This is a genomic window from Chitinilyticum aquatile DSM 21506 (genome assembly GCF_000430805.1).
Taxonomy (GTDB): domain Bacteria; phylum Pseudomonadota; class Gammaproteobacteria; order Burkholderiales; family Chitinibacteraceae; genus Chitinilyticum; species Chitinilyticum aquatile.
The window spans coordinates 47,049-71,614 of the sequence record NZ_AUMS01000015.1; the positions used below are offsets into that span (position 1 = coordinate 47,049).

The 24,566-nt window shown below is 61.6% G+C and carries 28 protein-coding genes and 1 pseudogene; 11 read left to right on the plus strand and 18 right to left on the minus strand.

The annotated features are described in order from the left end of the window. Nucleotides 1-255: 255 nt before the first annotated feature. Nucleotides 256-459, plus strand: a complete 204-nt coding sequence (locus H559_RS0111000) for a cold-shock protein (protein WP_028452752.1) — start codon at nucleotides 256-258, stop codon at nucleotides 457-459. Nucleotides 460-529: 70 nt separating this feature from the next. On the opposite strand, the gene H559_RS0111005 is transcribed toward H559_RS0111000, so the two are convergent. Further along, complete coding sequence (locus H559_RS0111005; protein WP_028452753.1) at nucleotides 530-979, minus strand: DUF4124 domain-containing protein; 450 nt, start codon at nucleotides 977-979, stop codon at nucleotides 530-532. Between the two features lie 152 nt (nucleotides 980-1,131). Here H559_RS0111005 and H559_RS0111010 point away from each other — a divergent pair, with 152 nt between their 5' ends. Further along, a complete protein-coding gene (locus H559_RS0111010; RefSeq protein ID WP_028452754.1) occupies nucleotides 1,132-1,563 on the plus strand; it encodes a DUF4124 domain-containing protein in 432 nt (143 codons plus the stop codon). 114 nt (nucleotides 1,564-1,677) lie between these two features. Here the strand turns inward: H559_RS0111010 and icd are convergent, their stop codons facing one another. Next, nucleotides 1,678-2,901 carry an NADP-dependent isocitrate dehydrogenase gene (gene icd, locus H559_RS0111015; protein ID WP_028452755.1) on the minus strand — a complete coding sequence of 408 codons (1,224 nt, stop codon included), beginning with the start codon at nucleotides 2,899-2,901 and terminating at the stop codon, nucleotides 1,678-1,680. 133 nt (nucleotides 2,902-3,034) lie between these two features. On the opposite strand from icd, the pseudogene H559_RS19990 reads away from it, so the two are divergent. The 3 genes and pseudogenes from H559_RS19990 to H559_RS0111030 all read left to right on the plus strand — a co-directional run. Continuing rightward, nucleotides 3,035-3,559: pseudogene (locus tag H559_RS19990) on the plus strand (pseudouridine synthase); the annotation flags it as partial. A 230-nt stretch (nucleotides 3,560-3,789) separates the two neighbouring features. Beyond that, on the plus strand, nucleotides 3,790-5,865 hold the full coding sequence (locus H559_RS0111025) for a methyl-accepting chemotaxis protein (RefSeq protein ID WP_028452756.1): 2,076 nt from the start codon (nucleotides 3,790-3,792) through the stop codon (nucleotides 5,863-5,865). 274 nt (nucleotides 5,866-6,139) lie between these two features. Continuing rightward, a complete protein-coding gene (locus H559_RS0111030) occupies nucleotides 6,140-6,808 on the plus strand; it encodes a YiaD family glycine zipper/OmpA-like lipoprotein (RefSeq protein ID WP_028452757.1) in 669 nt (222 codons plus the stop codon). Between the two features lie 50 nt (nucleotides 6,809-6,858). Here the strand turns inward: H559_RS0111030 and H559_RS0111035 are convergent, their stop codons facing one another. After that, entirely contained in the window at nucleotides 6,859-7,758 is a 900-nt protein-coding gene (locus H559_RS0111035) for a LysR family transcriptional regulator (protein ID WP_028452758.1), read from the minus strand. Nucleotides 7,759-7,882: 124 nt separating this feature from the next. On the opposite strand from H559_RS0111035, the gene H559_RS0111040 reads away from it, so the two are divergent. The 5 genes from H559_RS0111040 to H559_RS0111060 all read left to right on the plus strand — a co-directional run bounded on the left by H559_RS0111040 (nucleotide 7,883) and on the right by H559_RS0111060 (nucleotide 11,500). Continuing rightward, nucleotides 7,883-8,476, plus strand: a complete 594-nt coding sequence (locus tag H559_RS0111040) for an FMN-dependent NADH-azoreductase (protein ID WP_028452759.1) — start codon at nucleotides 7,883-7,885, stop codon at nucleotides 8,474-8,476. Nucleotides 8,477-8,605: 129 nt separating this feature from the next. Beyond that, a complete protein-coding gene (locus H559_RS19995) occupies nucleotides 8,606-9,073 on the plus strand; it encodes an NUDIX hydrolase (RefSeq protein WP_034640876.1) in 468 nt (155 codons plus the stop codon). After that, the gene (mnmA, locus tag H559_RS0111050) at nucleotides 9,070-10,140 is read left to right on the plus strand and encodes a tRNA 2-thiouridine(34) synthase MnmA (RefSeq protein WP_028452760.1); all 1,071 of its coding nucleotides are present in this window, start codon (nucleotides 9,070-9,072) and stop codon (nucleotides 10,138-10,140) included. The genes H559_RS19995 and mnmA overlap by 4 nt, the downstream gene beginning before the upstream one ends. Continuing rightward, a complete protein-coding gene (locus H559_RS0111055) occupies nucleotides 10,137-10,616 on the plus strand; it encodes a WbuC family cupin fold metalloprotein (protein ID WP_028452761.1) in 480 nt (159 codons plus the stop codon). Before mnmA ends, H559_RS0111055 begins: the two co-directional genes overlap by 4 nt. 125 nt (nucleotides 10,617-10,741) lie before the next feature. Then, nucleotides 10,742-11,500 carry a substrate-binding periplasmic protein gene (locus H559_RS0111060; RefSeq protein ID WP_028452762.1) on the plus strand — a complete coding sequence of 253 codons (759 nt, stop codon included), beginning with the start codon at nucleotides 10,742-10,744 and terminating at the stop codon, nucleotides 11,498-11,500. Nucleotides 11,501-11,513: 13 nt separating this feature from the next. On the opposite strand, the gene H559_RS0111065 is transcribed toward H559_RS0111060, so the two are convergent. The 10 genes from H559_RS0111065 to H559_RS20010 form a co-directional block, all read right to left on the minus strand. Further along, entirely contained in the window at nucleotides 11,514-12,410 is an 897-nt protein-coding gene (locus H559_RS0111065; protein ID WP_028452763.1) for a tyrosine recombinase XerC, read from the minus strand. Nucleotides 12,411-12,415: 5 nt separating this feature from the next. Further along, the gene (locus H559_RS0111070) at nucleotides 12,416-12,775 is read right to left on the minus strand and encodes a hypothetical protein (RefSeq protein ID WP_028452764.1); all 360 of its coding nucleotides are present in this window, start codon (nucleotides 12,773-12,775) and stop codon (nucleotides 12,416-12,418) included. Between the two features lie 9 nt (nucleotides 12,776-12,784). Beyond that, nucleotides 12,785-13,516, minus strand: a complete 732-nt coding sequence (locus H559_RS20000; protein WP_081413013.1) for a DUF484 family protein — start codon at nucleotides 13,514-13,516, stop codon at nucleotides 12,785-12,787. Nucleotides 13,517-13,638: 122 nt separating this feature from the next. Continuing rightward, on the minus strand, nucleotides 13,639-14,469 hold the full coding sequence (gene dapF / locus H559_RS0111080) for a diaminopimelate epimerase (protein ID WP_028452765.1): 831 nt from the start codon (nucleotides 14,467-14,469) through the stop codon (nucleotides 13,639-13,641). Between the two features lie 90 nt (nucleotides 14,470-14,559). Continuing rightward, complete coding sequence (locus H559_RS21745; RefSeq protein ID WP_081413014.1) at nucleotides 14,560-15,348, minus strand: DUF3658 domain-containing protein; 789 nt, start codon at nucleotides 15,346-15,348, stop codon at nucleotides 14,560-14,562. After that, nucleotides 15,341-15,760 carry a CoA-binding protein gene (locus H559_RS0111090; protein ID WP_028452767.1) on the minus strand — a complete coding sequence of 140 codons (420 nt, stop codon included), beginning with the start codon at nucleotides 15,758-15,760 and terminating at the stop codon, nucleotides 15,341-15,343. Before H559_RS0111090 ends, H559_RS21745 begins: the two co-directional genes overlap by 8 nt. A 68-nt stretch (nucleotides 15,761-15,828) precedes the next feature. Continuing rightward, complete coding sequence (locus tag H559_RS0111095) at nucleotides 15,829-16,212, minus strand: Rid family detoxifying hydrolase (protein ID WP_028452768.1); 384 nt, start codon at nucleotides 16,210-16,212, stop codon at nucleotides 15,829-15,831. A gap of 120 nt (nucleotides 16,213-16,332) precedes the next feature. After that, nucleotides 16,333-17,118: a substrate-binding periplasmic protein gene (locus H559_RS0111100; protein WP_028452769.1), complete on the minus strand. Its 786-nt coding sequence runs from the start codon at nucleotides 17,116-17,118 to the stop codon at nucleotides 16,333-16,335. An 84-nt stretch (nucleotides 17,119-17,202) separates the two neighbouring features. Beyond that, entirely contained in the window at nucleotides 17,203-17,802 is a 600-nt protein-coding gene (locus H559_RS0111105; RefSeq protein WP_028452770.1) for a flavin reductase family protein, read from the minus strand. Nucleotides 17,803-17,960: 158 nt separating this feature from the next. Next, the gene (locus tag H559_RS20010; RefSeq protein ID WP_051279314.1) at nucleotides 17,961-18,914 is read right to left on the minus strand and encodes a TraB/GumN family protein; all 954 of its coding nucleotides are present in this window, start codon (nucleotides 18,912-18,914) and stop codon (nucleotides 17,961-17,963) included. Between the two features lie 202 nt (nucleotides 18,915-19,116). Between H559_RS20010 and arfB the strand changes: the two genes are divergently transcribed. Continuing rightward, nucleotides 19,117-19,518: an alternative ribosome rescue aminoacyl-tRNA hydrolase ArfB gene (gene arfB / locus H559_RS0111115; protein ID WP_028452771.1), complete on the plus strand. Its 402-nt coding sequence runs from the start codon at nucleotides 19,117-19,119 to the stop codon at nucleotides 19,516-19,518. A 15-nt stretch (nucleotides 19,519-19,533) separates the two neighbouring features. Here the strand turns inward: arfB and H559_RS0111120 are convergent, their stop codons facing one another. The 5 genes from H559_RS0111120 to H559_RS0111140 all read right to left on the minus strand — a co-directional run bounded on the left by H559_RS0111120 (nucleotide 19,534) and on the right by H559_RS0111140 (nucleotide 24,430). Continuing rightward, nucleotides 19,534-20,790, minus strand: coding sequence for an ABC transporter permease (locus tag H559_RS0111120; protein ID WP_028452772.1), 1,257 nt, complete (start codon nucleotides 20,788-20,790; stop codon nucleotides 19,534-19,536). Continuing rightward, entirely contained in the window at nucleotides 20,783-21,502 is a 720-nt protein-coding gene (locus tag H559_RS0111125; RefSeq protein WP_028452773.1) for an ABC transporter ATP-binding protein, read from the minus strand. The genes H559_RS0111120 and H559_RS0111125 overlap by 8 nt, the downstream gene beginning before the upstream one ends. Nucleotides 21,503-21,520: 18 nt before the next feature. Next, on the minus strand, nucleotides 21,521-22,015 hold the full coding sequence (locus H559_RS0111130) for a ZrgA family zinc uptake protein (RefSeq protein ID WP_051279316.1): 495 nt from the start codon (nucleotides 22,013-22,015) through the stop codon (nucleotides 21,521-21,523). Next, entirely contained in the window at nucleotides 22,012-22,683 is a 672-nt protein-coding gene (locus tag H559_RS21750; RefSeq protein ID WP_051279318.1) for a DUF3299 domain-containing protein, read from the minus strand. The genes H559_RS0111130 and H559_RS21750 overlap by 4 nt, the downstream gene beginning before the upstream one ends. 220 nt (nucleotides 22,684-22,903) lie before the next feature. Further along, nucleotides 22,904-24,430, minus strand: coding sequence for a PTS transporter subunit EIIC (locus tag H559_RS0111140; RefSeq protein WP_211230928.1), 1,527 nt, complete (start codon nucleotides 24,428-24,430; stop codon nucleotides 22,904-22,906). Between the last annotated feature and the right edge of the window lie 136 nt (nucleotides 24,431-24,566).

A 24,566-nucleotide genomic window follows, 5' to 3' on the forward strand; every position in this document is an offset into this window, starting at 1 on the left:
GTTGCGTCTACCCTTCATTTTGGAGCTATGGCCGGGCTTTTCAAGCATCCAGCTGAAAACAACATAATTATCGGCAGCATTGACGTAGTGCTTGACCTTGCTCGGCCACTTCGCGTAAAAACATGACTCGAGTTTGATGTACAAGTTTCATGCAGTACCGGCTTGGACCTGTTTTGCTGGTCTTGCACACAAACCTCAAGGTTGGCCTGGGCGAGCCAGGCCGGTTTGAATCGTTTTATTGGAAGACCAAACAAGATGGCTCTAGGTACTGTTAAGTGGTTCAATGATTCCAAAGGCTTCGGTTTCATTACTCCGGACGAAGGCGGCGACGATCTCTTCGCTCATTTCTCCGCAATCAACATGCCGGGCTTCAAAACCCTGAAGGAAGGCCAGCGCGTCTCCTTCGAAATCACGACCGGCCCCAAGGGTAAGCAAGCTGCCAATATCCAGGCTGCTTGAGCATTTACCGCTTGTGAAAAACCCCGCTTCGGCGGGGTTTTTCATTTTGGCTTACCCTATTTCAGTCATTTCAGTGTTTCGATGGCGGTACCTGCGGGCGTGTTTCCGGTGTTGGTCTGGGGTGGGGACGTTCGGGCCGGATGGGTGGGCGTGGTCGAGGCCGGATCGGTGTGCCAATCCAGTAATTGTCGACAACCCCGGTTTCTGCGCTGCTATCATGGTCGTCATCGCAATCGCTGCCGGTGCAGCCAGCCTCGCTGTCACTCTGGCGGCTGCGACGCGGGTCGCTGATGGTGCCAACGGCAGGACTGTTTTCTTCAGGACCTCCTTCCGGTACCAGTGTCGGCATGGGAATGCTATTGACCGTCGTCTCGCTGCTGAATGCTTCTGCCTGGGTGCCTGCCGGGCAGCTGGAATCGGTGAAAACCAGCGAGCCATCGGCCTTGCGGCATTTGCTGACTTCGGCGGCGCTGCTGCAGGCCAGGATGGTCAGTAGCAGAATGGACAGAGAGCGCGGCATGGCAGGGAGGCCCGGGCTGATGTTGTGTTTCCAGTGTAGTACCGGGCGCGCTATACGGAGAGGCTGATCGACAGGATGGCAGAGGCAGGGTGAGGCAGAGCGAAATGTGATCTATGCTGGAAATCAGTTCGTTATGACCAAGGAGTTCCGGCATGTCACGCCATTTCCTGTTCATGCTGCTGTTTTTCTCGGCAGTGGCCTCGGCCGGAGAAGTCAACAAATGCCGCAAGGCCGATGGTTCGCTCGCATTTACCGACCTGCCGTGTCCTGCGGGCAGCACCAAAGAAGCGCTCAGCCCTGGAGCAACCATCAGCGTTGTTCCTGCCCCGGATATTCCAGTATCGGCGCCGGTAGAGCGGAACGATGATGAGCGTCCGTCCGTAACAGGCACAAAGACTGAAAAGCCCGGTCCAGCGGAACGGAAATGTGCCAAGGATGATGATCACTGCGTGGATGACTGGCCTGGTCCCAATGATGTGCCGACGGATTACACCTACGGTGGAAGTGATGCAGACGACGGCCGCATCATTGATGGCGACCGCATTCGTCCGCCAGTACGGCCACGGCCAAAGGTCGGCAGGTAGTCTTGCAAACTGTGGTGGTAAACAGGAAGCCGCAAGTGTTTAGCCTGCCACATGGACCGTAAAACAACAGACCCCGCCTAAGCGGGGTCTGTTGTTTTGCATGAAGCCTGTGGCTTACATGCGGGCGATCATGGCGCGGCCGAAGTCCGAGCAGGATACTTCGTTGGCGTCGTCCATCAGGCGGGCGAAGTCATAGGTGACTTGCTTGTCACCGATGGCTTTTTCCATCGCTGCGATGATCAGGTCGGCGGCTTCCTTCCAGCCCATGTGGCGCAGCATCATTTCTGCCGACAGGATCAGCGAACCCGGGTTCACCTTGTCCTGGCCCGCGTACTTCGGTGCGGTGCCGTGGGTGGCTTCGAAGCAGGCAACGTTATCGGAGAGGTTGGCACCCGGGGCGATACCGATGCCGCCAACTTGCGCGGCCAGCGCGTCGGAAACGTAGTCGCCGTTCAGGTTCAGGGTGGCGATCACATCGTATTCGGCTGGACGCAGCAGGATCTGCTGCAGGAAGGCGTCAGCGATCACATCCTTGATCACGATGCCGTTCGGCAGTTGCAGCCACGGGCCGCCGTCGATTTCCACGCCACCGAATTCCTTCTTGGCCAGCTCGTAGCCCCAAGTGCGGAACATGCCTTCGGTAAACTTCATGATGTTGCCCTTGTGAACCAGGGTAACGCTCTTGCGGTTGTTGTCGATGGCGTACTGGATGGCCTTGCGTACCAGACGCTCGGTGCCTTCCTTGGAAACCGGCTTGATGCCAATCGAAGAGGATTCCGGGAAGCGGATCTTCTTCACGCCCATGGTGCCTTGCAGGAAGTCGATGACTTGCTTGGCGCCTTCAGTCTGGGCTTCCCACTCGATACCGGCGTAGATGTCCTCAGTGTTTTCACGGAAGATCACCATGTCGGTCAGGTCCGGGCGCTTCACCGGCGACGGTACGCCGTTGAAGTAGCGCACCGGGCGCAGGCAGACGTAGAGGTCGAGTTGCTGGCGCAGGGCCACGTTCAGCGAGCGGATGCCGCCACCGACCGGCGTTGCCAGCGGGCCTTTGATGGAGACCACGTATTCCTTCAGCGCATCCAGGGTTTCCTGCGGCAGATAGGTATCATTGCCGTACAGGCGGGCAGCCTTTTCGCCGCAGTAGATTTCCATCCAGTGGATCTTGCGGGCGCCACCGTAGGCCTTGGCCACGGCTGCATCAACCACGTCGATCATCACCGGGGTGATATCCACGCCAATGCCGTCACCTTCGATGAACGGGATGATGGGATTATCCGGAGTGGCCAGATTCGGCACAATCTTGGTGCCGCCTTGGGGTACTTTGATCAGGCTCATCGTTCTTTCCTGTTTTGCTGTCGCTGAGGTGTATACGATTTTCGTCGCGGCGATTCTTGTGCAAATGTTGGCGCGCTGACGAAAAAACGCCCTATTATCGCCGGTTTAGCCTCATCTGGACAAGGGAGACGATATGGCGCGTCTGATTCTGTTGAACAAACCTTACGGCGTGATCTGCCAGTTCAGCCCCAGCCCGCCGCACCAGTGCCTTGCCGACGTGTTGCCCGTGCCCGATGTCTATCCCGCCGGGCGGCTGGACACCGATTCGGAGGGGCTGCTGCTGCTGACCGATTCGGGGGCGCTGCAGGCCAGAATCGCCGATCCGAAGCACAAGCTGCCCAAGGTGTACTGGGTGCAGGTCGAAGGTGTACCCACCGATGCCGAGCTGGAGCCGCTGCGCCATGGCGTCGACTTGGGGGACTTCACCTCCCGTCCGGCGCAGGTTCGCATCATCGCTGAACCGGAGGGGCTGTGGCCACGCAATCCGCCTGTACGTTTTCGTGCGGCCATTCCAACCTCATGGCTGGAAATCACGATCAGCGAAGGCAAGAACCGCCAGGTGCGCCGAATGACTGCAAAGGTCGGGTATCCAACGCTACGCCTTGTAAGGTATGGGGTGGGTGGCTATACCCTGGACAACTTGCTGCCGGGGCAATGGCGGGAGCTGCGGGTTGCGGCGCCTGTTGTACCCAGAAAGGCAGATGGCGAACGCGCCTCGTCCGGCCGGCCCAAGCAAAGGGGGCGGCGCGGACCGAACAAGGCCCGCTAGCCTGAAGTAGCCCGGCCTGTCAGCTTTAGCACCGTATCGGCCTTGACGCATCGAGTGCTGCTGCCCATAAACCAGTCAACTACTCGTGGTGAGCGGGTGGTCCGCAGGAGGGGCTGATCATGCGACATTTCTGGCAAGCCATGCAGTTGCGCACCAAGGTGCTCAGTGCGTCAGCACTGGCTATCGTGCTGGGTTTTGGCGTGATGATCACGGTGATCAGCGCCGGCATCTACAGCAATGCAGAGAAAAGCGGTCTGCAGCAACTCGAACTGGAGGCTGCCAGCCAGGCCAGGCAGGTCGAGGCTCAGTTTGATCTTGGCTATGCCTTGCCGCGTCAGCTGGCGGGAGCGATTGATGGCATGCGGGCAGGCCAGATGCCGGATCGCAAAACGCTGGACAAATTGCTGATGAGCCTGCTCGCCGGCTACAAGCCTGCATCCGGTCTGTGGATGCTGATGGAGCCCGGTGCGCTGGACGGCAAGGATGCGCAGTATGCGCAGGACTGGCCGGTTCATGATCCGACTGGCCGTTACATGCCGTATATCACTCGTTCCGGCGACAAGATCGCGCAGGACACCATGCTGGGAGCGGACCAGCAGAAGCGTGCCGAGCCCTACCGCAACAACCCTGCCGGCTATCAGCCCGAGTACGAAAAGGCCGGCTGGGGGGATTTCTATTTTGTTCCCAAGCAGCGGGGGCGGGACACCGTTACCGAACCCTATGCCTATGACGTGCAGGGACAGCAGGTGCTGATGTCTTCGCTGGTCGTTGTCATGCGCGATGCCACAGGCAAGTTTGCCGGTGTCGCGGCAGTGGATCTGCCACTGCGCTCGCTGCAGGAAAGCCTGAGCAGGCAACAGCCGTTTGGCGATGGCAGGCTGAGCCTGGTTTCTGCCGGCGGTTTGCATGTAGTGGCGCAGGATGCCGCCTTGCTGGGCAAGCCGGTGGATGCGGCGGCTTTTCCGCCGAATTTCCTGGCGCAACTGGCCAAGGGTGAAAAGATCCGCTTCGAGCGCGATGGCGTCATCCAGCTCTGGCAGCCGGTGCGCATGGGCAGTAGCGGTCAGTTCTGGGCGCTGGGGCTGCAGGTTCCCAAGGCGACGATCATGGCCGATGCTGTCGCAGCCAGAAACAGTGCCGTGCTGGTTGGCGCGATCGCAGGCCTGCTGTTGCTGGCGGTCATTGCCGGCCTGCTGACCGTGTTGACGCGGCCACTGGCTACCCTGGCGCGGGCGATGAGCACCCTGGCCGATGGAACGGGCGATCTGACCCGCCGTCTGACTGTCCAGTCTCGGGATGAAATCGGCCGCAGCAGCGAGGCCTTCAACCAGTTCATGGAGCGCCTGCGCAGCATGTTCGTACAGGTACGTGAGGAAAGTGAGGCCGTCGGTGCCGCAGCTGCCGCATTGACCGGCAGTGCCGAGTCCGTCGGGCAGGCTTCGCGCCAGCAGGCCGAAGCTGCCAGTGCCACGGCAGCCAGCGTGGAGGAGGTGACGGTCAGTATCCAGCACATTGCCAGCACGACTGCGGATGTGAGCCGCCTGGCGCACACGGCCAGCAGCAGCATCAGCGAAGGGCAGCAACAGGTCAGCCGGGTGGCCGGCGAGATTGCCGCCGTCAATCGCAGTGTCGATGCGCTGGCCAAAACCGTTGCAGGCCTGACTGCCGAGCTGGGGAATGTCGATCGCATTGTCAGCGTGATCAAGGATATTGCCGACCAGACCAATCTGCTGGCCCTCAATGCCGCCATCGAAGCCGCGCGTGCCGGCGAGCAGGGGCGGGGTTTTGCGGTCGTTGCCGATGAAGTGCGCAAGCTGGCAGGGCGAACCGCCGAAGCCACGGTCGAGATCGGGCAGATCGTGCTGGGCATTCAGCAGGAAGTTGGCACGGCGGGCAGGGAAATGCAGGCCACGCGCGGGTTCATCGGCAGTTGCGTCGAGTTGTCCGGCCAGGCTAGCCAGTCCATCGGCGCAGTCTGCAATGCCAACGACGAGCTGGTCAGCCATGTCGAAATGATTGCCTCATCGACCCGCGAGCAGGCCGCCGCCAGCAGCGAGATTGCCCAGAATATCGAACGCATCAGCGCGATGGCTGCGGGCAATGATCGCGCCATGGCAGAGGTGATGCGGGCGGTTAGTCAGCTGGAAGGCCTCTCGGCCAGTCTGCGTGAGCTGGTTGCGCGTTTCCGGACCTGATTTTTTAAGGGTATATGAATGAGGCTCAATAAAATAAATGGCTGTGATTACATGGGGTGTTGGGTATTGGTGCGCCGTGTGAATATGTCACAGCCGTTTGCCGGGGGGGGCTTCTTATCGTGCAAGGTTATGATTTTTCAGGGCTTTGTTTCTGCGTGGCGGATCGGCTTGCCTGCCTCTGGGCGCCTGCTTGTGAGATTGCCTACAGCACAATGTCGCCGACTGTGATTAGATAATGCTTATCAAGTGCGTAATACCAAAGGATGCTGCGACCATGAAAAAACGTATTCTCTCTCTGGGCCTGATTCTGGTGATGACCGGCTGTGCCAACGGGCAGCTCACCTCGACCGGGCAAGGCACGCTGCTGGGGGCACTGGGGGGCGCGGCAGCTGGCGCGGCCATCGGTGGTGTTTCGGGTAGCAACCACATCGGCCGCGATGCAGCCATCGGCGCAGCCGTTGGTGCGATCGGCGGCTTCATCTGGTCGTCGCAGATGGAAAAGCAGCGCCAGGAAATGGAGCAGGCGACAGAGGGTACCGGTATCGAAGTCAGCAAGACGCCGAATAACGAGCTGAAGCTGGAAGTGCCGAGCGACTTCTCCTTCGATACGGGCAAATACGTTATCAAGCCGAACATGCGCCCGGTGCTCGACAAGTTCGCCCAGACGCTGAACCAGAATCCGGTGACGACCATCAAGATCATCGGTCATACCGACAGCACCGGCAGCGATGCCATCAATAACCCGCTCTCGGTCAACCGTGCTTCGGCCGTGCGCGATTACCTCAGCAGCCGTGGTGTTTCCTACAGCCGCATGACCATTGATGGCCGTGGCGCGCGCGAGCCGGTGGCCGACAATGGCAGTGCGGCCGGGCGTGCGCAGAACCGCCGTGTGGAAATCTTCGTGGCCGAGCCGGCGAGGCAGTCGCAACCCAGCCAGTACTGAAAGCCGGCAAATTTCCACAGCATTAAAAAACCCGCCAGTCGGCGGGTTTTTTAATGGGCGAAATGCAGGCTGGCCTCCAGCAAGTCGAGAAACGCGCGGGTTTTCAGCGGCATCAGACGGCGCTCGGCAAACACCGCCCAGGCTGTGACCGCAGGCAGATGCCAGTCCGGCAGAATGGCCTGCAATTCACCGCTGCGCACGAAAGCATCGGCATAGAGCGTGCCGACTGCCGCAATGCCCAGCCCCTGCACGGCGAGCCTGGCGAGCATGTCGGGCGAGTTGATTGCCATGCGTGCCGATGGCTGGATGGTATGCAGTTCCGAGCCGCGCTGCAGCGACCAGCTCTCCGTCTCGCCATTGCCGCGCAGCAGGCACAGGCAGGGATGCTGGTACAGGTCTTCCGGAGTGAGTGGCATGCCGCTGGCTGCTAGATACGCCGGCGCCGCGTAGAGCTGGGGGCTGTAAAGCCAGATGCGCCGAGCCACCAGCGAGGTTTCCACCGGCTTCTGCCCCATGCGGATGGCGAGGTCATAGCCTTCCGCAATCAGGTCAACGCGACGCGGCGAGAGATCCAGCTGCAGCATCACCTGGGGAAAGCGCCGGCTGTATTCGGCAATCACCGGTGAAATCAGCTGGATCGCCAGATCGCCCGGCATGGAAATGCGCAGTGTGCCAGCCGGCTCCTGCTGGCGCTGCCGCGCCAGCGACAGCGCCGCTTCGGTTTCATTGTCGATCTGCCGCGCATGCTCCAGCACGGCCGCGCCCAGATCGGTAAGGCTGAGCGAGCGCGTGGTGCGGTGGATCAGCCGCTCGCCCAGCAGTGCTTCCATGTGCGAGAGGCGGCGCGACAATGTTGATTTCGGGATCTGCAGGCGCTCTGCCGCTCGGGTGAAACTGCCGGCATCAATGATGCGGGCAAACAACAGCAGGTCGTTGGGTTCAAGGTGCATGGCGCGTTATTGTTCCATTGATGAAACAATCATATCCGATTTGACGGGTTTATCGCGGTATTTGCGATGGATAGAATCGCTTCATCGACTGCAATCACGCAGCCAACCCAAACCGGAGCACACCATGAACATCCTGCAAATCAACAGCAGCGCCAAATCCACCGGCTCCCAGTCCACCGAACTGGCCAACCGCATCACCGCCCGTTTGCTGGAGCGCAATCCGGCCGCCAGCCTGACGCTGCGCGATCTCGCCGTAACGCCGCACCCGCTGCTCGACGAGGCGGCGCTGACCGCGCTGATGACGCCCGCTGAAGACCGTACCACTGAACAGGCCGCCCGCGTGGCACTCGACGATGCGCTGATCGCCGAAGTGCAGGCAGCCGACGTGCTGGTGCTGGGCGTGCCGATGTACAACTTCAGCGTGACCGCGCAACTGAAGAACTGGATCGATGCCATTGCCCGGGCACGGGTGACGTTCCAGTACACCGCCAATGGCCCGGAAGGCTTGCTGACCGGCAAGAAGGTCTACGTCGCACTGACCCGTGGTGGCGTGCATCGTGATCTGCCCAGTGACAATCAGGTGCCTTATCTGCGTACCGTACTCGGCTTTCTCGGCATGACCGATGTTGAATTCATCTATGCCGAAGGGCTGGCGATGGGTGATGCGGATGGCGTGCTGGCTGCGGCCAATGAGGCGATTGCGGCTGCCGTGGCTTGATTCCAAGGTATACCCTTGTAGCCTAAATAAATGATGGTTTGCAAGGGTATACATGACAGCGTACCAACTGGCGCCTGACGCCGTGCCGGCTTGCGGTAAAATTGCGTTTTGCCCTGCAGGCGCAGTCCCATGTGGAAACCCAATACCACCGTTGCGGCCATCATCGAGCGTGATGGCCACTTCCTGATGGTCGAGGAGCGTATCCTCGGCGAACTCAAGCTCAACCAGCCTGCCGGCCACGTCGAGAAGAACGAATCGATTGTGGCGGCCTGCGTGCGCGAAACGCTGGAAGAAACCGCCTACGCCTTCACGCCGACGGCGCTGGTCGGCATCTATCAGTGGACCGTTCCCGGCACTGATCTCACCTATCTGCGCTATGCCTTTGCCGGCGAGCTGGGCGCCCACCATGCCGAGCGCACGCTGGACGACGGCATCGAAGCGGCCGTGTGGCTCAGCCGTGATGAACTGCTTGCCCGCGGCGCCCAGCACCGCAGCCCGCTGATTCTTGCCTGTGTCGACGACTATCTGGCCGGCAAACGCTACCCGCTGGAGCTGCTGCGCGATTTCGACGCCCGCAACGAAGGAGCACTGGCATGAGCAAGATCGTGGTGGGGCTTTCGGGCGGTGTTGATTCCTCGGTCACCGCGCACCTGCTGAAAGCACAGAGGCACGAAGTGCATGGCGTCTTCATGCAGAACTGGGAAGACGACAACAACGACGAATATTGCTCGATCAAGGAAGACAGCATGGACGCCATCGCGGTGGCCGACCTGCTGGGCATCGACATTGAGCTGGTGAATTTTGCGTCCGAGTACAAGGATCGCGTGTTTGCCTATTTTCTGGCCGAATACCAGGCCGGGCGCACGCCAAATCCGGACATCCTGTGCAATAGCGAAATCAAGTTCAAGTGTTTTCTGGATTACGCGATTGCGCTGGGCGGCGCCAAGATGGCGACCGGCCATTATTGCGGCAACCGTGTGCGTGCCGACGGGCGTACCGAGCTGATCCGCGCGAAGGACCAGAGCAAGGATCAGACTTACTTCCTCTATCGCCTGTCCCAGGCGCAGGTCAGCCAGGCAGTGTTCCCGCTCGGTGACCTGCTGAAAAGCGAAGTGCGCGCGATTGCCGAGCAGATCCAGCTGCCCAACGCGAAAAAGAAGGACAGCACCGGCATCTGCTTTATCGGCGAGCGGCCGTTTCGCGAATTCCTGAACCGCTACCTGCCGACCAAGCCCGGCCGCATGGTCACGCCGGAAGGGCGCGTGATGGGCGAGCACATGGGGCTGATGTTCTACACGCTGGGCCAGCGCCAGGGGCTGGGCATTGGCGGCGACAAGTCGGGTAGCGGCGAGCCGTGGTTCGTGGCGGCCAAGGATATGGCCAGTAATGAATTGATCGTCGTCCAGGGCCATGACCACCCGCTGCTGCTGAAATCAACGCTGGTCGCGCAGGATTGCTCGTGGATCCTGGGCGAAGCGCCGGCCCCGGGCCGTTACACCGCGAAAACCCGCTACCGCCAGCAGGACGCCGCCTGCGAGCTGGTTGATTTGGGCGACGGTCGCTGCGAGTTGAAGTTCACCGAGCCGCAATGGGCGGTGACGCCGGGGCAGTCGATGGTGCTCTACGATGGTGATGTGTGTCTGGGCGGCGGGATCATCCTGTGACCACGCTGTTCGATGCCGCCCTGTTCAGTGATCTCTGCGCGCGTGCGGCCAGTGCGCCACGGTTGCGCGTGCACCACAATCTGCATACGCAGAACGAGGACCCGTGCCATCGGCTGCTGGTCGCGATCGCGCCGGGCAGTTATGTGGCGCCTCACCGCCATCTGGATGCACGCAAGAGCGAGCTGCTGGTCGTGCTGCAGGGCGAGCTGGGTGTGCTGCTGTTCGCCGGTGATGGCAAGGTCGAGCGGGCGCAGCGCCTGCGGGCGGGGACAGTTGAGTGCGGCATCGACATCGCACCTGGGCAGTGGCACTGTGTAGTTGCGCTGCAGCCGCAGACCGTTTTTCTGGAGTGCAAGGCCGGCCCCTACCAGCCGCTGGGTGCGGAAGAATGGGCTGCGTGGGCGCCGCGCGAAGGCGAGGAAGAGGTGGCCTCCTATCTGTGTGCCCTGCAGGCCAGCCTGGAATCGGCTGCATAAATTACGCCAGTTGTAGGGATTTTGCGACGGCGGTTGCAGTCAAGGGGCCCCATTTTCGCCTTGGCGCAGCAGTTGGCGCACAATGCAAGGCTGGATGGATCGCGGAGTGGTGTGCAGTGAGGAATATGACCAAGGGACTGGCTGTCGGCCTTTTCTCCCTGCTGGCGTCGCCGCTGCTGGCTGCCAGCCTGACGCTCTGCCATGAAGACGTTGATGCCTATCCCTGGATTTTCGGCGAGAAGGACGGACTGGATCGCTATGTGATGCAGACGGTCGCGAAACGGCTGGGGCTTGCGGTGAAATACCGGCCGCTGCCCTGGAAACGCTGCCAGTTCGAAGTGAAAAACGGCATGAGCCAGGGCATGTTTTCCGCCGCCTTCAGCGCCGAGCGCAGCGTATATGCCGATTATCCGCTACAGCCTGATGGCCAGCCCAACCGTGCCATGCGCATGGCACAGGATCGCTATCTGGTTTATCGCCACATGGGCAGCAATGCTGACTGGCGTGACGGCGAATTCCGCCATGTCCGTCTGGCCGGTATCCAGGCGGGTTACAGCATCGGGCCGGAATTGCGCACCATGGGCCTTACGCTCGACGAGCGCTCCAGTTCGACGGATGATCTTTTCCGCAAACTCGACTCCGGCGCTATCGACGTAGCGATTGTCCTGCAGGGGCAGGCCGCGCATGCACTGCAGCAATTCCCGCAATGGACTTCACGGCTGGAAGCGCTGCCCGAGCCTTACCGCGAAAATGACATGTATCTCGCGCTGAACAAGACGTTCTGCCGCCAGAACAAAGATCTCTGCCCGCGCCTCTGGCAGGAAATCAGAGCCGTGCGGGAGAGTCCGGAGTACCGCCAGCTGCAGCAGAAATACGGCTTCTGAGTGGGCGGCGTAATCACTTCTTGGCGCGCGGGTGTGCGGCGTCATACACCTTGGCCAGATGCTGGAAATCGAGGTGTGTGTAGACCTGTGTGGTGGCGATGCTGGCATGCCCCAGCAACTCCTGCACGGCGCGCAGATCGCCGGAGGATTGCAGCAGGTGCGTGGCGCAGCTGTGGCGCAGCTTGTGCGGATACAGTGGTTCGGCCAGTCCCAGTACCTGCTGCCAGTGTTTCAGGCGCAACTGGATCGCGCGCGGTGTCAGCGCACTACCATTCTGGCTGACAAACACCGTGTTCACGCCCGGATGCACCAGCAGCGGGCGCTGCAGCAGCCAGCGCCGCAGGGCTTCACTGGCCGCCTGGCCAATCGGCACCAGCCGCGTCTTGCTGCCCTTGCCCAGCACGCGCGCTTCACCCTGAACCAGATCAAGCTCGTGCAGTTTCAGGCCCGCCAGCTCGGAGACGCGCAGGCCCGACGAATAGGCCAGCTCGAATATGGCCTTGTCGCGGCAGGACAGCGGGTCATCATCGGGCATTGCATCGAGAAAACCGCTGGCGCTGTCCGCAGTCAGCGTCTCTGGCAGCGGTTTGCGCGATTTCGGCGGGCGTACGCCATCCACCGGATTGAGCGGCCAGTGAAAGTCGCGGCACATGATGCGGTAGAAGGCGCGCCAGGCCGACAGCGTGCGGGCAATGCTGCGCCCGGACAGGTTGCGGCTGGCAAGCATGCGCACCATGCCGCGAATATCCAGGGGGGTAAGCTCCTGCAGCCCTTTATCTTTCGCTAGTTCAGCCAGATACCCCAGGTCATGCCGGTAGGCTGCCAGCGTGTGCGGGCTGACCATGCGCTCACCCTGCAGGTGGCGGAAGAAATGCTCGAAGTGTGGGTGATGTGTAGTGTGCTCGGCCATGCTTGTTACCACACCAGTACCCAGCGTGGGAGAAGAAAGTCTGGAAAGAGCACGACATCACTGCCGTAAAGCACGTTCCCGCGCGCCATTGCAGTACGCTCCTCGCTATCCGGCAAACCGAAGTGGTAAGGGATAATCCGTGGTGGCCCGGCAACATCGCGCCAGCTGATCTCAAGCGGGATCAACATCGCAAACAGCCCCGCCACCAGCAGGGTGCCGGGGCGGATACTCGGGAAAAGCCGGCGCCTTGTCAGTAAACACATCAGTAACAGAGCTGCCCAGAACAGGTGTGCACTGAGCAGCAGGCAGAAAATGACGAGGCTGCTGGCAAGAATCCACAGCGCGCCACGCACGCAGGCCATCATCTGTGACGCTCACGCATCCACCGGCGCTTCTTCGTCCAGTACCGGCACGTCGTCAAGGCGAGCCTCTTCGGCGATCTGGTCACAGCGCTCGCCGCTGGTGACGCGGCGGATGGCGGCGGAAACCAGCTCGGACAGGCGCTGCAGATACAGTGTGCCCATGTCGGGGAAGAAGCGCTGCGGATCTTCGCTCGCCATGACCAGAATGCCGAAGGGCTCGCCGGCCGTTTTCAGCGCGAACTGGGCAAACGATTGCAGCGTGCCGGGTTCTGCGCCGAACCAGCCTTGCACCTCGTCGGTCGCATAGGGGCCGCAGTAGGGCGAAACCAGATTCTGCGCGAGCTTGCCGATGGCCTCGCCTACCGGGCTGAATTCGCGCAGATTGCTCTCCACGCCGCTAATCCACAGGCGCAGGGCCACATGCGGCACGCTGAAGCGCTGCTGCAGATGATATTCAAGGGTACCGATGATGCCGGGCAGATCCTGTGCCTGCATCAGGTCGACGGTAAGGCGGTGCAGCTTGTCGGAGATCTGGTCGTTTTCTTCGCCGAAAGCGAGCAGCTCGACGAGCTTGCCTTCCAGTGCCCGGTTGCGCTCGCGCAGCGTCTGCAGCTGGCGCTCGGTCAGCGAAACCGCCTGCCCGCCGTGGCTGTTGGCCACATAGATGTCGGCAATGTCATGGGCGTAGTGATCGAAAAATTCGGGATGCTGGCGCAGCCAGTCGAGCATGTCCTGTTCTTGCATCGCAGTTTCTGCCAATGGGAAAACAAAGGAACATTCAACCACAGAGACGCGGCGAAGAGAGAAAAAAACCGACAATCCGGCGGGGAAATGTCGGTTTTTCGCGCGAAGGCGGTGTCAGGAGCTCAGTCGGCCAGCTCGCCGCTGAAGACGGTCACCGCTGGCCCGGTCATGAACACCGGAGTACCGGCGCCAGCCCAGGCGATGGTGAGGTCGCCGCCACGGGTATGAACCAGCACGCGTTCATTCAGCAGGCCGCGGCGGATGCCGGCCACCACCGCGGCGCAGGCGCCGGTGCCGCAGGCCAGGGTTTCGCCGGCACCGCGCTCGAACACGCGCAGGCGGATTTCATCGCGGCTGACGATTTCCATGAAACCGGCATTCACGCGCGCCGGGAAGCGCGGGTGGTTTTCGATCAGCGGGCCCTGTTCCGCCACCGGCGCGGTGACGACCGAATCGACCACCTGTACCGCGTGCGGATTGCCCATCGAGACGACTGAAATATCCACGACCCGTTCGCCGACGATCAGCGGGTCGATCAGCGCTTCGTTCGGGGCTTCGAAGGGGATTTCTTCCGGGGCGAAACGCGGCACGCTCATGTTGACGGTAACATTGCCATCGGCTTCCAGCTTCGGGTAGATGATGCCTTTGGCAGTTTCGACCGCCAGCTCGTCCTTGTCGGTCAGGCCGGTGTCGCGCACGAAGCGGGCGAAGCAGCGCGCGCCGTTGCCGCATTGTTCCACTTCGTCACCATCGCAGTTGAAAATGCGGTAGCGGAAATCCACGCCGGGCTGGCTGCTTTGTTCCACCAGCAGCAGCTGGTCGAAGCCGATGCCGAAATGGCGGTCGCCCCATTGCTGGATCAGCTCCGGAGTGAGCGTAACCGGCTGGCTGACGCCGTCGATCACCATGAAATCGTTGCCCAAGCCGTGCATTTTGGTAAAGCGCAGTGCCATGTCGAGAAGTCCGCAGTGAAGTTTTCCGGCAATGTAAACCCGGCATGCAGCAGGCGTACAGCAATCTTTTCTGATTGCCGATCAAGCCGGCTAATCAGCGGCTTGCTCGGCCAGTGGCAGGCGCCGCACGCGCGAGCGTGCCAGCGAGAAATCCGGGTCGGCCTCGGCAAATTCGACGCGGCCAGCCTTGCCCAGTAGCGCCATGCGCCAGCTGCCCAGCCAGTCACTGCGGAAGAAACCGTGCGAATTGCCCATCCATTCACCCACGGCCTGGTAGGCCGCTTCCCAGCGGGTGCTTACGCACAGCCAGAGCTCGTCATCGAGGCTGTTGATCGGGCAGCAGCTGAACCGGCCATCCTGCCAGCTGCGCAGGCCGTCGCTGCCGCGCAGTGCTTCCCACTCGGCGGCCAGCGCAGCAAGGGTTTGCTTGCCTGTTTTCTCGCCCAGCTCCGCAGCCGCCTGCAGCTGGGCCGCTTCGCACATTCCTAGCGCAAACATGGCGTCGGGAAACACCGATTCAATCTGCGGCACGCGGATCAGCGTGAACGGGCGACCCCGACGCCACCAGGCGATGCGGCGCAGCATCAGCTCCTCACCGCAGGAATTGCCCACCCACACGGTCAGATCAGCGGGCAGGCTGGCGAGCATTGCGCGTTCCTCGGCGAGCTTGTCGGCAAAGCGGTAGGGGAAGAAAGGGTTGACCTCGCTCCAGAATGCCGCGCGCGCTCCGGCGTCCGCATCGACATCGGCCAGCGGGCCGACGGGCAGGTCGTCGCGGGCGACCAGAATGGCGGCGTCAGGCAGCGCCGCGCGCAATGCATCTGCCGCGCAGTCACCGAGAATCAGGTGGGTGGTCTTGCTCACTGAAGGCTTACTCACTGAAAAGGCGCCCGTACTCGACCATCAGGCAGCGGTCCATCACCACGGTCATGCCGGCGTCCTGCGCGCGCTGGGCGGCGGCGTCATTCACGACATCAAGCTGCAGCCACAGTGCCTGGGCGCCAATGGCCAGCGCGTCGTCGACGATGGCGTCGACTTCTTCCGGCCGGCGGAAAACATTGACCAGATCGACCGGCCCGGGGATGGCGAGCAGGTTCGGATAGCACTTTTCCCCCAGCACTTCGGTCAGGCCAGGGTTGACCGGAATGATGGTGAAGCCCCATTGCTGCATGAGCCGCGCCACGCCGTGGCTGGCACGGCCGGGCTTGTCGGAAATGCCGACCACAGCGATGCGCCGCGTGTTGCCCAGCAGGCTGCGGATTTCATCGTCACCGGGGTTGGGGAAACTCATGCAGGATTCCTTTGTTGGGTATATGGCTGCAGCCATTTTATATGAAGGGCTGCAGCTGTATACGGTGCTTATTCGCCAATCACCATCACGGCATCGGCTTCCACCAGCGCACCCTTGGGAAGCGCGGCGGCCTGGACGGCGGCGCGCGCCGGGAAGGGGGCGCTGAAGTATTCGCCCATGATTTCGTTGAGCTTGGCAAAGTTGGCCAGATCAACAACGAAGACGCCCAGCTTCACGATGTCTTTCAGGTCACCACCGGCGGCCTGGCAGACCGCGCGCAGGTTCTGGAACACGCGGTGTGCTTGCGCTTCGAAGCCATCCACGAGCACGCCGCTTTGCGGTTCCAGCCCGATCTGGCCGGACAGATAAACGGTGTTGCCCACTTTCACTGCCTGCGAATAGGTGCCGACGGCGGCGGGTGCGTGGTCGCTATGGATGATGGTCTTGCTCATGGGTTTATCCTTTGTAGCAGAGTCGGTGTGAAAGGCTTATTAAACCACAGAGAACGGCCTGACGAGCACGCCGGTACAAGCCGGATGGCCGTGTCTGCCAGACACTGGAAGGGCCGGGCGCTACATCAGATAGAAGCCGACCAGCCGCTCGATGTCGCCGTTTTGTCTGGCATCGCGCAGTGCGGCGTTGAGCTTGTCGATGAAATCATCGCGGTAAGCCGGCGGCAGCGCCACGCCGAAACCGACCCGGGCATCCTGGCTGGCCAGCTCGACCGTTTCTGCCAGTTGCAGTCGCTGGATGGCATCCGCAGTCGGGTGTGTTGCTTTCAGCTTTTTCAGCGCATGGGTAATGGCCAGCCGGTCGTTGGCGTAGCAGCCGATGCGTCCGGAGGCGAGTTTGAGCAGATTGGCTTCGTTGCCCTTGGCCTCTTCCACGCGGGCCTTGCCGGCACGGATGGCTGCCTGCAGGCTTTCCGTGAGCAGAAAGCCGGCATTGACACCGATCGTGATGTCGCCGAAATCATCGGGGAAGTGCTGGCGCGGGCGGCTCATCGCCGGCTGGCTGCAGACAATCACGATGGTTTCCCGCAGCAGCGGTGCGGAATACTGCGTAATGTAATTGCGCTCGCCCAACTGGTAGGGTGGAAACAGCGCCATGCTCTCGCCGCTTTTGAGCATGGCCAGGCCGTGTTTCCACGGCACCGGCTTCAGGATCAGGTCATAGCCTTCCAGTCCCGCACCGATCTGCCGCAGCAGATCGACATAGATGCCCTTGAACTGGCCGTATTCGACATAGGAATAGGGCGGGTAGGCGTCATCGCCATACAGGGTGATCTGCTCGCCTGCGCGCGCGGTCTGGACCAGGGCCAGCAGCAGGCCGGCAAGCAGTAGGCAAAGACGCGGCATCGGGTACCCCATTCAGGAAGGGCGGACGCTTCAGCATAGTCTGCCGGCGGGGAGTCTTCACCCCGCCCCCTTCTGTCCGGCGTGTCAGTCCCGGCTGGCCGGAAAGCGCTCGCCGATACTGGCGTAGTCCATGCCACCCAGGCGCATCAGGGGATTGAAGGGCTCGGGATGAATGCGGCCATCCTGCAGGATCGATTCGGCAGCATACACATGCACGATTTCGATCAGGCAGTGGTCGGCAATGACAGGGCTGCCAATCGGAATGTGCTGCCACAGGCGACCTTCCAGTGCCAGCACGGCATTGGCCAGTCGTGGCGGCCTGACCGCCGTGGCGGGGGCCAGTGGCAGGCCGAGCAGTTCCGCCTCGCTTTCGTGCGGCGCGAAATTGCGTCCGCTGGCGGCAACCTGTGCCACATCGTCGCGGCTGGGCAGGTGGATCACGCATTCGCCCTGCTCCAGCAGATTGCGTGCGGTGTCCTTAGCTACATTACCCTTGCCGCGGTTGATGCTGATGGCAACCAGCGGCGGGTCGTCCGTGACCATGTTGAACCAGGAAAACGGCGCAACATTCACGATACCGTCCGGGCTGATCGTGCTGACCCATGCAATCGGACGCGGTACAACCGCATCGCTGAGCAGCGTGTATTTTTCACCGGGCGGCAGCGCCGCCATCGACCATTCCATGTGTCTCGTTTCCTGCTATGGCAGTCTGCTCTGCAGCAGCCTGAACTCTGTGTCCAGCGGCAAAGCCGCTGAAAAGGGTTTGAAAAACAACGCGCCGGAGCTTGCCTGCTGCGTTGCAGGGGGCGGACTATGCCGCCTGGTCGCGTGCGATGCAAGCCTCAGGGGGCAAAGCTGATCCGCTCGACGGTGTAGCCCCGCTTCTGCAGCAGCTCGGGCAGACCGTCCTTGCCGACCATATGCAGCGCACCGACAGCGACAAACAGCCGCTTGCCGCTGCTGTGTGCCGCGTCGATTTTCGGTGCCATCTTGCGGTTGCGCTGCGGCCCCATGCGGTCCATGAATTCCCGGTCTGCCGCCGTTTTGACGCAGTCACACCATTGCTCATAAGCCGCAAGGTCTGCCGCATTGCTGCTGGCCCAGCTTTGCGCCAACCGGCCCGTCTGGGTCAGGACAGCTTTGCTGTCCAGCAGCGCCAGCGATTGCTGGATCATCTGCAGCGTATCTTCGCGCGGCAGTCGCTCGAAAAGGTCAAACTGTTCACGGGCGGACTCCAGTGCCATGACGGGCTTGCCGGTCTGCCTTGCTTGCTGCAGCCACATCATTTCGCTGCCCAGCGTGGCATCGAGGCCGATGCGGCGTGCTTCCAGCATCGTCAGTGTGACCGACAGCATGGCGGCGGACATCATGTCCTTCAGCTGTTCCGGCAGGCAGGCACGGCGCAGTTCAGCGAGGAGTTGCGCCTGCAGCGGCTCTGGCAGGGCGCTGAATGCCAGTCCCCAGGTGGCCGGGTCCTGCATGCCTTTCATCTGCGCTTCATCGGAAGGATCGATTTCCATCACCAGCGTATCGCTGGCGGCAAAAGCGCTTTTCAGTTTCGGGCCGGGAAACACCCATTCCGGCTTGCCCAGGTGCATGGTGCCGTAGAGCCAGGAGCTGTGACCGCCCTTGCTGATTTTCCAGAGCAGGCCGCGATCCCTGGCCTGGCCGGCCAGTGTCTTCCATTCGTCAGCAGTGGGGAGCTCGACAGCAGGGCAGGTGTCAGCGCGGGCGAAACCCTGCAGGCAGACCAGCAGCAGGGTGGCAAGGCAGAGCATCAGGCGGGATCGGAACATGAGGCGGGTCTCGGTCTTCTGTCTGTTTCCGGCAGGCAGGCAAAAGGGAATTATTCAAGGCGTGCCGGCGCCTGTATGGGGGGCTATCGTATAACAAAGCCACATCCGGCGGCTCGAAAATGGGGCATGAAGGCTGTACAGTAGCGACCTTGTCCCGGTTTCAGTTTCCTCCTTGCCGGCATCATCTTCCCAGGCTGAGTCCGTGCACATTACCCGCATTCCCGAGCATGAAATCGAGTTTTCCGCCATCCGTGCACAGGGTGCGGGCGGGCAGAACGTCAACAAGGTTTCCAGTGCGGTGCACCTGCGTTTCGTGATTGCGACGTCGTCATTGCCCGACTTCATCAAGGAGCGCCTGCTGGCGCTTCATGACCAGCGCATCAGCAAGGACGGCGTGGTCATCATCAAGGCGCAAACCTCGCGCAGCCAGGAGGCCAATCGTCTGGATGCCATTGCGCGGCTGCTGGAGCTGGTCAACAGCGTGGCGCACACACCGAAAGCCCGCCGCGCCACCAAGCCCACGCGAGGTTCGCAGCAGCGCCGTCTGGAGGGCAAGCAGTTGCGGGGCAAGGTGAAGGCCTTGCGTGGAAAGGTCTGCGACTGAGCCTGTGCCTTGCGGTCAGCCGGGGTTGAGGCCAGCTGCCAGTGCCATGCGCCAGGCGCGCCAGGCCGGAATGAGGCTGACGAGCATGCCAGCCAGCAGGGTGGCCGCCATCAGCATGAGTTCGCCACCGCCCGGCAAGCCGGGGCTGACCTGCAGGAGCAACTGATCGCGCAGCAGCCGGCCTGCGATCAGCAGCGCAAGCTGCAGCAGGCCATAGCCCAGTGTGATACCTGCCAGCAGCAGCAGCAGTGTTTCTCCAATCACCAGCACGAAGAGTTGCCAGGGGCGTGCACCGACCGAGCGCAGAATGGCCATTTCGCGCCGTCGTTCGTTCAGGCCGATCAGCAGTGCCGACATCATGCCCAGCAGACCGACCAGCAGCACGAACCATGACAGCACTCGCAGCGCCTGTTCGGCCACGCCCAGCAATTGCCACAGTTCCGACAACGCCACGCCGGGCATGATGGCCTGCAGCGGCTCGCCGTCGAAACGGTTTACCGCGCGCTGCACGCCGAAGATGGCGGTGCGTGATTTCAAGCCGACATAGAAGGCCGTGATGCTGGCTGGTGGCGGCAGGGCATGATCTCCGGCCGCGGCCAGGGCCCCGCTGCTGGCCAGTAGCGAGGGACTGCCGGATTCCCAGCCTTCATGGATGGCGCTCAGACCGTCGAGCGACACATGCAGGGTGTCGTCAACCGGCGTGCCGGTCGGCGCCAGAATGCCGGTGACGGTAAAGGGCTGGTCGCTGTGCTCGGTGAGCGCCGCTTCGCCACTGCCGTGCGCCAGCACCACTTGCTGGCCAAGCTGATACTGCAGGTGGCGGGCAATATTGGCGCCGAGCACCACATCATGGGTTCGGGCAAACACAGTGCCGCTGGCCAGCTGCAGCGCCCGATTATCCCCGTAGCGCAGATGGCGGAAATAGTCTGTTGTCGTACCCAGTACCGGGTAGCCCCGGTGGCTGTCACCCAGCGACACCGGGATGGTCCATGCCACGCGCGGGTCGCTGGCCAGCGTCTGATAGCTGTCCCAGCCGATGTTGTTGGTGGCGTTGCCTACGCGGAATACGCTGTAGAGCAGCAACTGGATCGAGCCGGTGCGTGCGCCGACGATCAGATCGGTGCCGCTGACCGTATTCGAAAAACTGCTGCGGGTTTCCTGCCGCAGGCGCTCGACGCCCAGCAGCAGCAGCGAGGCCAGCGCAATCGTCATGACGGTCAGCATGACGGTCAGGCGACGGCTGAAGAGACTGCGCCAGGCGAGTTCAAGCATGCATGTCTCCGTTGGCCGTGTTGAGTTCCGGCAGACTGAGGCTGCGATCGAAGCCACTGGCGAGCCGTGCATCGTGGCTGACCATCAGCACCGCCGTCTGTTGCTGGCTGGCGCAGTCGAACAGCAGAGATACAAAGGCATCGCGCCGTGCTTCGTCGAGCGCCGAGGTCGGCTCATCGGCAATCAGGATTTCCGGCGCACCGATCAGTGCCCTCGCCACGGCGACCCGCTGCTGCTGGCCTACCGAGAGCTGCCGGGCTTGCTGGCTGGCCAGCCCGCCAAGATCAAGGCGTTCGAGCAAGTCCATCGCTTGCCGTTCCGGCGTGCCGGCAATGGCCCGCGCCCGCTGCTGGCGCTGCCGGGAGAAGCGGCAGCCGAGCAGCACATTCTGCAGTACCGGCAGATAGGGTAGCAGGTTGAACTGCTGGAACACATAGCCCATATGGTCGGCCCGGAACTGATCGCGCGCGGAGGCGCTCAGTGCGGCCAGATCCTGTCCGAGAATTTTGATTTGCCCGGTTTGCGGCCAATGGATGCCTGCCAGCAGCGCCAGCAGGGTACTTTTACCGCAGCCGCTGGGGCCATAGAGGAACAGTTTCTCAGCCGGTGCCAGCGTAAATTGTCCGATGCACAGCGCCGGGCTTTTGCTGCCCGGCCAGCCGAATTCGAGTTCACGCAGGTCGATCAGCATCCTGGCAGGTTCGCTGTTCATGCCGTGGTTTTTCCCAGGTTAGCGCAGGCTGATGGCCTGGCCGGGTTGCAGTTTGAGCTGGCGCTGGCCCCGGTCGGTGGCGATGTTCACGATCAGCTGGCGGATGCCCGGGTAGCGTTGCCAGATGGGCAGGGCAATCGTTGCGGGAGCTCGCTTGCAGTTGAAGCCGTATTCGGCGTCCACATCGCTATGTCCGCCCTTGCCCCAAACTGGAGCACTCACCAGCGGGGGCGAAGCCTGGCATTCAGCCGCCGGCTCGGGATTGAACAACAGCTCGGCTTGCGCGAGGTTTTTCACCAGCTGGTCAACTTTGGCGCGTTCGGCTGCCGTTTTCGGCGCATGCTCGAAGCCGAGCAGGTTATCCGCCGGGCTGGACAACTCCAGTTGCAAGGCATTGCCCTCAACGACCACGTCAAGCGTTGCCACACCATGCTGGTGTGCGCCATGCCCGTGGCCTGCGCCATATACCAATGCTGGTATTGCCATAAAGCCAATGATCAAAAAGCGCTTCATTGTGATACCTCCTGTTTTTTTGTGTCCTGGCGTTTGTAGGGACGCACGTCATCGGCCTGCATGCGGTAGCCGGCCTCCACCATGGCCGAGCCGTCCACCAGCGAGAGACTGGCCTTGCTCGTGCCCACCTGCAGCTTGCCGCTGATCGTGACCGGCGCAAACATGCCGGATTGCAGGTAGCCCTGGGGATAGCTCACTACGATCATCTGGTTGGGTGGTGGGGCGGGAACATGGATGCAGGCACCGATGACCGGAACCAGCAGAAATTCGGTGACCTTGCGATCAGTCTGTTTCAGCGGCAGCAGATAACCATCAATACGGACCTCTTTCTGGTTCAGCGCCTGCTTCAGTTCCGAGGTGCGCTTTTTCTCGAAGTTGGCGATCTCGTCAACAAAAGCCGACAGGTCACGCAGATCTTCTTTCAGCAGCTGGCGGTCCTTTTCCGAAAGGGCATCCGGCTTGACGTTGTCCTTCTTCATGGCCTGTTCCAGTTCGCGCTTCTGGACCGCGCGGATCAGGCGGTTTTTCTCGGCGCTGTTCAGTGCCGCCACCCGGGCGCGCAGGGCCGGGTCATCCGGCTGCAGGTCGGCCCAGTTCAGCGTACTGGGTGCGGCGATTGCTGCGCAGCTAAGGCAAAGCAGTGCGATCAGTATCCAGTTACGGATCATGTTATCTCCCGGTGGGGGCAGTCAGTACTCGAGAAGGACATGCCATTGCAGGATGCAGAATAAGGATTGCCCATGATTAATGCAACATTGTTGCGCTACAGTGGCCTGCCATCAGGATCGCTCTCCCATAAGTAAAAACCGGCCCTGGCAATCGAAAGACTGCAAGGGCCGGTTTCCCGGGAGGGTGCGTGCCGGATTCGGCAGCGCTATCCTGCGTGGCTTAACTGCCGTTGCGCATCACATTGATGGCATCCGCGATTTCCTGGGCCTTGGCGCCAAATACCACCTGCACACCATTGCTTCCCAGCGTGATCACGCCCATTGCACCGAGATCCTTCAGGCCCTGCGCGTCGACCTTGCTGGCATCCTTCACTTCCAGCCGCAGGCGGGTGATGCAGGCGCCAACGGAGGTCAGATTGTCCAGCCCGCCCAGCCGTACCAGCACTAGTGCGGTCAGGTCTTCTTCTGCGTGCGTGATTTCGGCCTTCACTTCGCTGGTTTCGGCCACCTTGTTGTCACGGCCCACGGTCTTCAGGTCGAACTTGCGGATCACGAAGCGGAACACGAAGTAGTACGTCACCGCCATCGGAATGCCGTACAGAACAACCTTCAGGTAGTTGGTCTGGTAGCCGTTGAGCGAGGGAATGATGCCGAAGGAAATGTAATCGATCATCCCGGCCGAGAAGGATTTGGCGATGTGGACTTCCATCAGGTACATCGCCATGTAGGACAGGCCCGCCATGATGACGTTGAACAGATACAGCACCGGCGAAACGAAGATGAACATGAATTCGACCGGTTCGGTAATGCCGGTGACGAAGCAGGTCAGGCCGGCCGAAAACAGCATACCGGCGGCGATCTTCTTCTGGCTGGTCTTGGCTTCGTGGTACATCGCCAGGCAGGCAGCCGGCAGCGCGAAGAGCATCAGCGGGAATTCACCCTGCAGGAATTTCCCGGCGTTGGAGTAGGTCGGCGACGAGAACGATTTCACGCCTTCGGCATACATCTTGAACCAGATGGTCTGGTCTCCGTGGATGATCTGCCCGGTACTGGTCGTATAGTCGCCAAAGGCAAACCAGAACGAGGGATACCACACATGGTGCAGGCCCAGCGGAATCAGCGCGCGCTCTACTGCACCGAAGATGAAGGTCGAGATCGCCTGGTTTTCGCCGTTGACCACACTGGACAGGCCGGAAATCATGGCCTGGATGTAGGGCCACAGTTCGGCCAGCAGCAGGCCCATGGCAAACGCCGCCAGTGCAGTGACAATCGGCACGAAGCGCTTGCCGGCGAAAAAGCCCAGAAAGGCCGGCAACTTGATGGTGTGGAAGCGGTTATACATGGTCGCCGCCAGAATGCCGGCAATCAGGCCGCCGAATACCCCGGTTTGCAGGGTGGGAATGCCCATCACCATGGCGTATTTGCCGCCGCCCGAAGCCATCTCGGGCGTGATGCCCAGCGTGGTGCCCATGGTGCCGTTCATGATCAGCATGGCGATCACGGCGGCCAGAGCGGCGACGCCGGCCTCGCCGGCAAGACCGATGGCCGAGCCCACGGCAAACAGCAGCGCCAGGTTGTCGAACAGCACGCCACCGGCGAGTTTTACCAGCGGCAGCTGGAATTTGTCACCGAAGGCCAGCAGCAGGCCGGCTGCCGGCAGTACGGAAATCGGCAGCATCAGTGCGCGGCCGATCATCGACAGCTTTGATACGCCACCGGACAGGGAATTGCCCATTGTTTTCAGCATGATGCCTCTCCTGCATGAATTGGGGTTTGCCCCGCGGAACCAAGGGAGGGGCGGGAAGCGGGAAGGTGGAATCCGGAGCTGGCGCCGGGTGGTTCATTGCCGGACAGATGATGTGCTGACATGGTTGACTCCTCGG

Bases quoted from the DNA above. Each gene is read 5' to 3' on its own strand.
- H559_RS0111000 (WP_028452752.1), top strand. From the start codon at position 256: ATGGCTCTAGGTACTGTTAAGTGGTTCAATGATTCCAAAGGCTTCGGT.
- H559_RS0111005 (WP_028452753.1), bottom strand. From the start codon at position 979: ATGCCGCGCTCTCTGTCCATTCTGCTACTGACCATCCTGGCCTGCAGC.
- H559_RS0111010 (WP_028452754.1), top strand. From the start codon at position 1,132: ATGTCACGCCATTTCCTGTTCATGCTGCTGTTTTTCTCGGCAGTGGCC.
- icd (WP_028452755.1), bottom strand. From the start codon at position 2,901: ATGAGCCTGATCAAAGTACCCCAAGGCGGCACCAAGATTGTGCCGAAT.
- H559_RS0111025 (WP_028452756.1), top strand. From the start codon at position 3,790: ATGCGACATTTCTGGCAAGCCATGCAGTTGCGCACCAAGGTGCTCAGT.
- H559_RS0111030 (WP_028452757.1), top strand. From the start codon at position 6,140: ATGAAAAAACGTATTCTCTCTCTGGGCCTGATTCTGGTGATGACCGGC.
- H559_RS0111035 (WP_028452758.1), bottom strand. From the start codon at position 7,758: ATGCACCTTGAACCCAACGACCTGCTGTTGTTTGCCCGCATCATTGAT.
- H559_RS0111040 (WP_028452759.1), top strand. From the start codon at position 7,883: ATGAACATCCTGCAAATCAACAGCAGCGCCAAATCCACCGGCTCCCAG.
- H559_RS19995 (WP_034640876.1), top strand. From the start codon at position 8,606: ATGTGGAAACCCAATACCACCGTTGCGGCCATCATCGAGCGTGATGGC.
- mnmA (WP_028452760.1), top strand. From the start codon at position 9,070: ATGAGCAAGATCGTGGTGGGGCTTTCGGGCGGTGTTGATTCCTCGGTC.
- H559_RS0111060 (WP_028452762.1), top strand. From the start codon at position 10,742: ATGACCAAGGGACTGGCTGTCGGCCTTTTCTCCCTGCTGGCGTCGCCG.
- H559_RS0111065 (WP_028452763.1), bottom strand. From the start codon at position 12,410: ATGGCCGAGCACACTACACATCACCCACACTTCGAGCATTTCTTCCGC.
- H559_RS0111070 (WP_028452764.1), bottom strand. From the start codon at position 12,775: ATGATGGCCTGCGTGCGTGGCGCGCTGTGGATTCTTGCCAGCAGCCTC.
- H559_RS20000 (WP_081413013.1), bottom strand. From the start codon at position 13,516: ATGCAAGAACAGGACATGCTCGACTGGCTGCGCCAGCATCCCGAATTT.
- dapF (WP_028452765.1), bottom strand. From the start codon at position 14,469: ATGGCACTGCGCTTTACCAAAATGCACGGCTTGGGCAACGATTTCATG.
- H559_RS0111090 (WP_028452767.1), bottom strand. From the start codon at position 15,760: ATGAGTTTCCCCAACCCCGGTGACGATGAAATCCGCAGCCTGCTGGGC.
- H559_RS0111095 (WP_028452768.1), bottom strand. From the start codon at position 16,212: ATGAGCAAGACCATCATCCATAGCGACCACGCACCCGCCGCCGTCGGC.
- H559_RS0111100 (WP_028452769.1), bottom strand. From the start codon at position 17,118: ATGCCGCGTCTTTGCCTACTGCTTGCCGGCCTGCTGCTGGCCCTGGTC.
- H559_RS0111105 (WP_028452770.1), bottom strand. From the start codon at position 17,802: ATGGAATGGTCGATGGCGGCGCTGCCGCCCGGTGAAAAATACACGCTG.
- H559_RS20010 (WP_051279314.1), bottom strand. From the start codon at position 18,914: ATGTTCCGATCCCGCCTGATGCTCTGCCTTGCCACCCTGCTGCTGGTC.
- H559_RS0111120 (WP_028452772.1), bottom strand. From the start codon at position 20,790: ATGCTTGAACTCGCCTGGCGCAGTCTCTTCAGCCGTCGCCTGACCGTC.
- H559_RS0111125 (WP_028452773.1), bottom strand. From the start codon at position 21,502: ATGAACAGCGAACCTGCCAGGATGCTGATCGACCTGCGTGAACTCGAA.
- H559_RS0111130 (WP_051279316.1), bottom strand. From the start codon at position 22,015: ATGAAGCGCTTTTTGATCATTGGCTTTATGGCAATACCAGCATTGGTA.
- H559_RS21750 (WP_051279318.1), bottom strand. From the start codon at position 22,683: ATGATCCGTAACTGGATACTGATCGCACTGCTTTGCCTTAGCTGCGCA.
- H559_RS0111140 (WP_211230928.1), bottom strand. From the start codon at position 24,430: ATGCTGAAAACAATGGGCAATTCCCTGTCCGGTGGCGTATCAAAGCTG.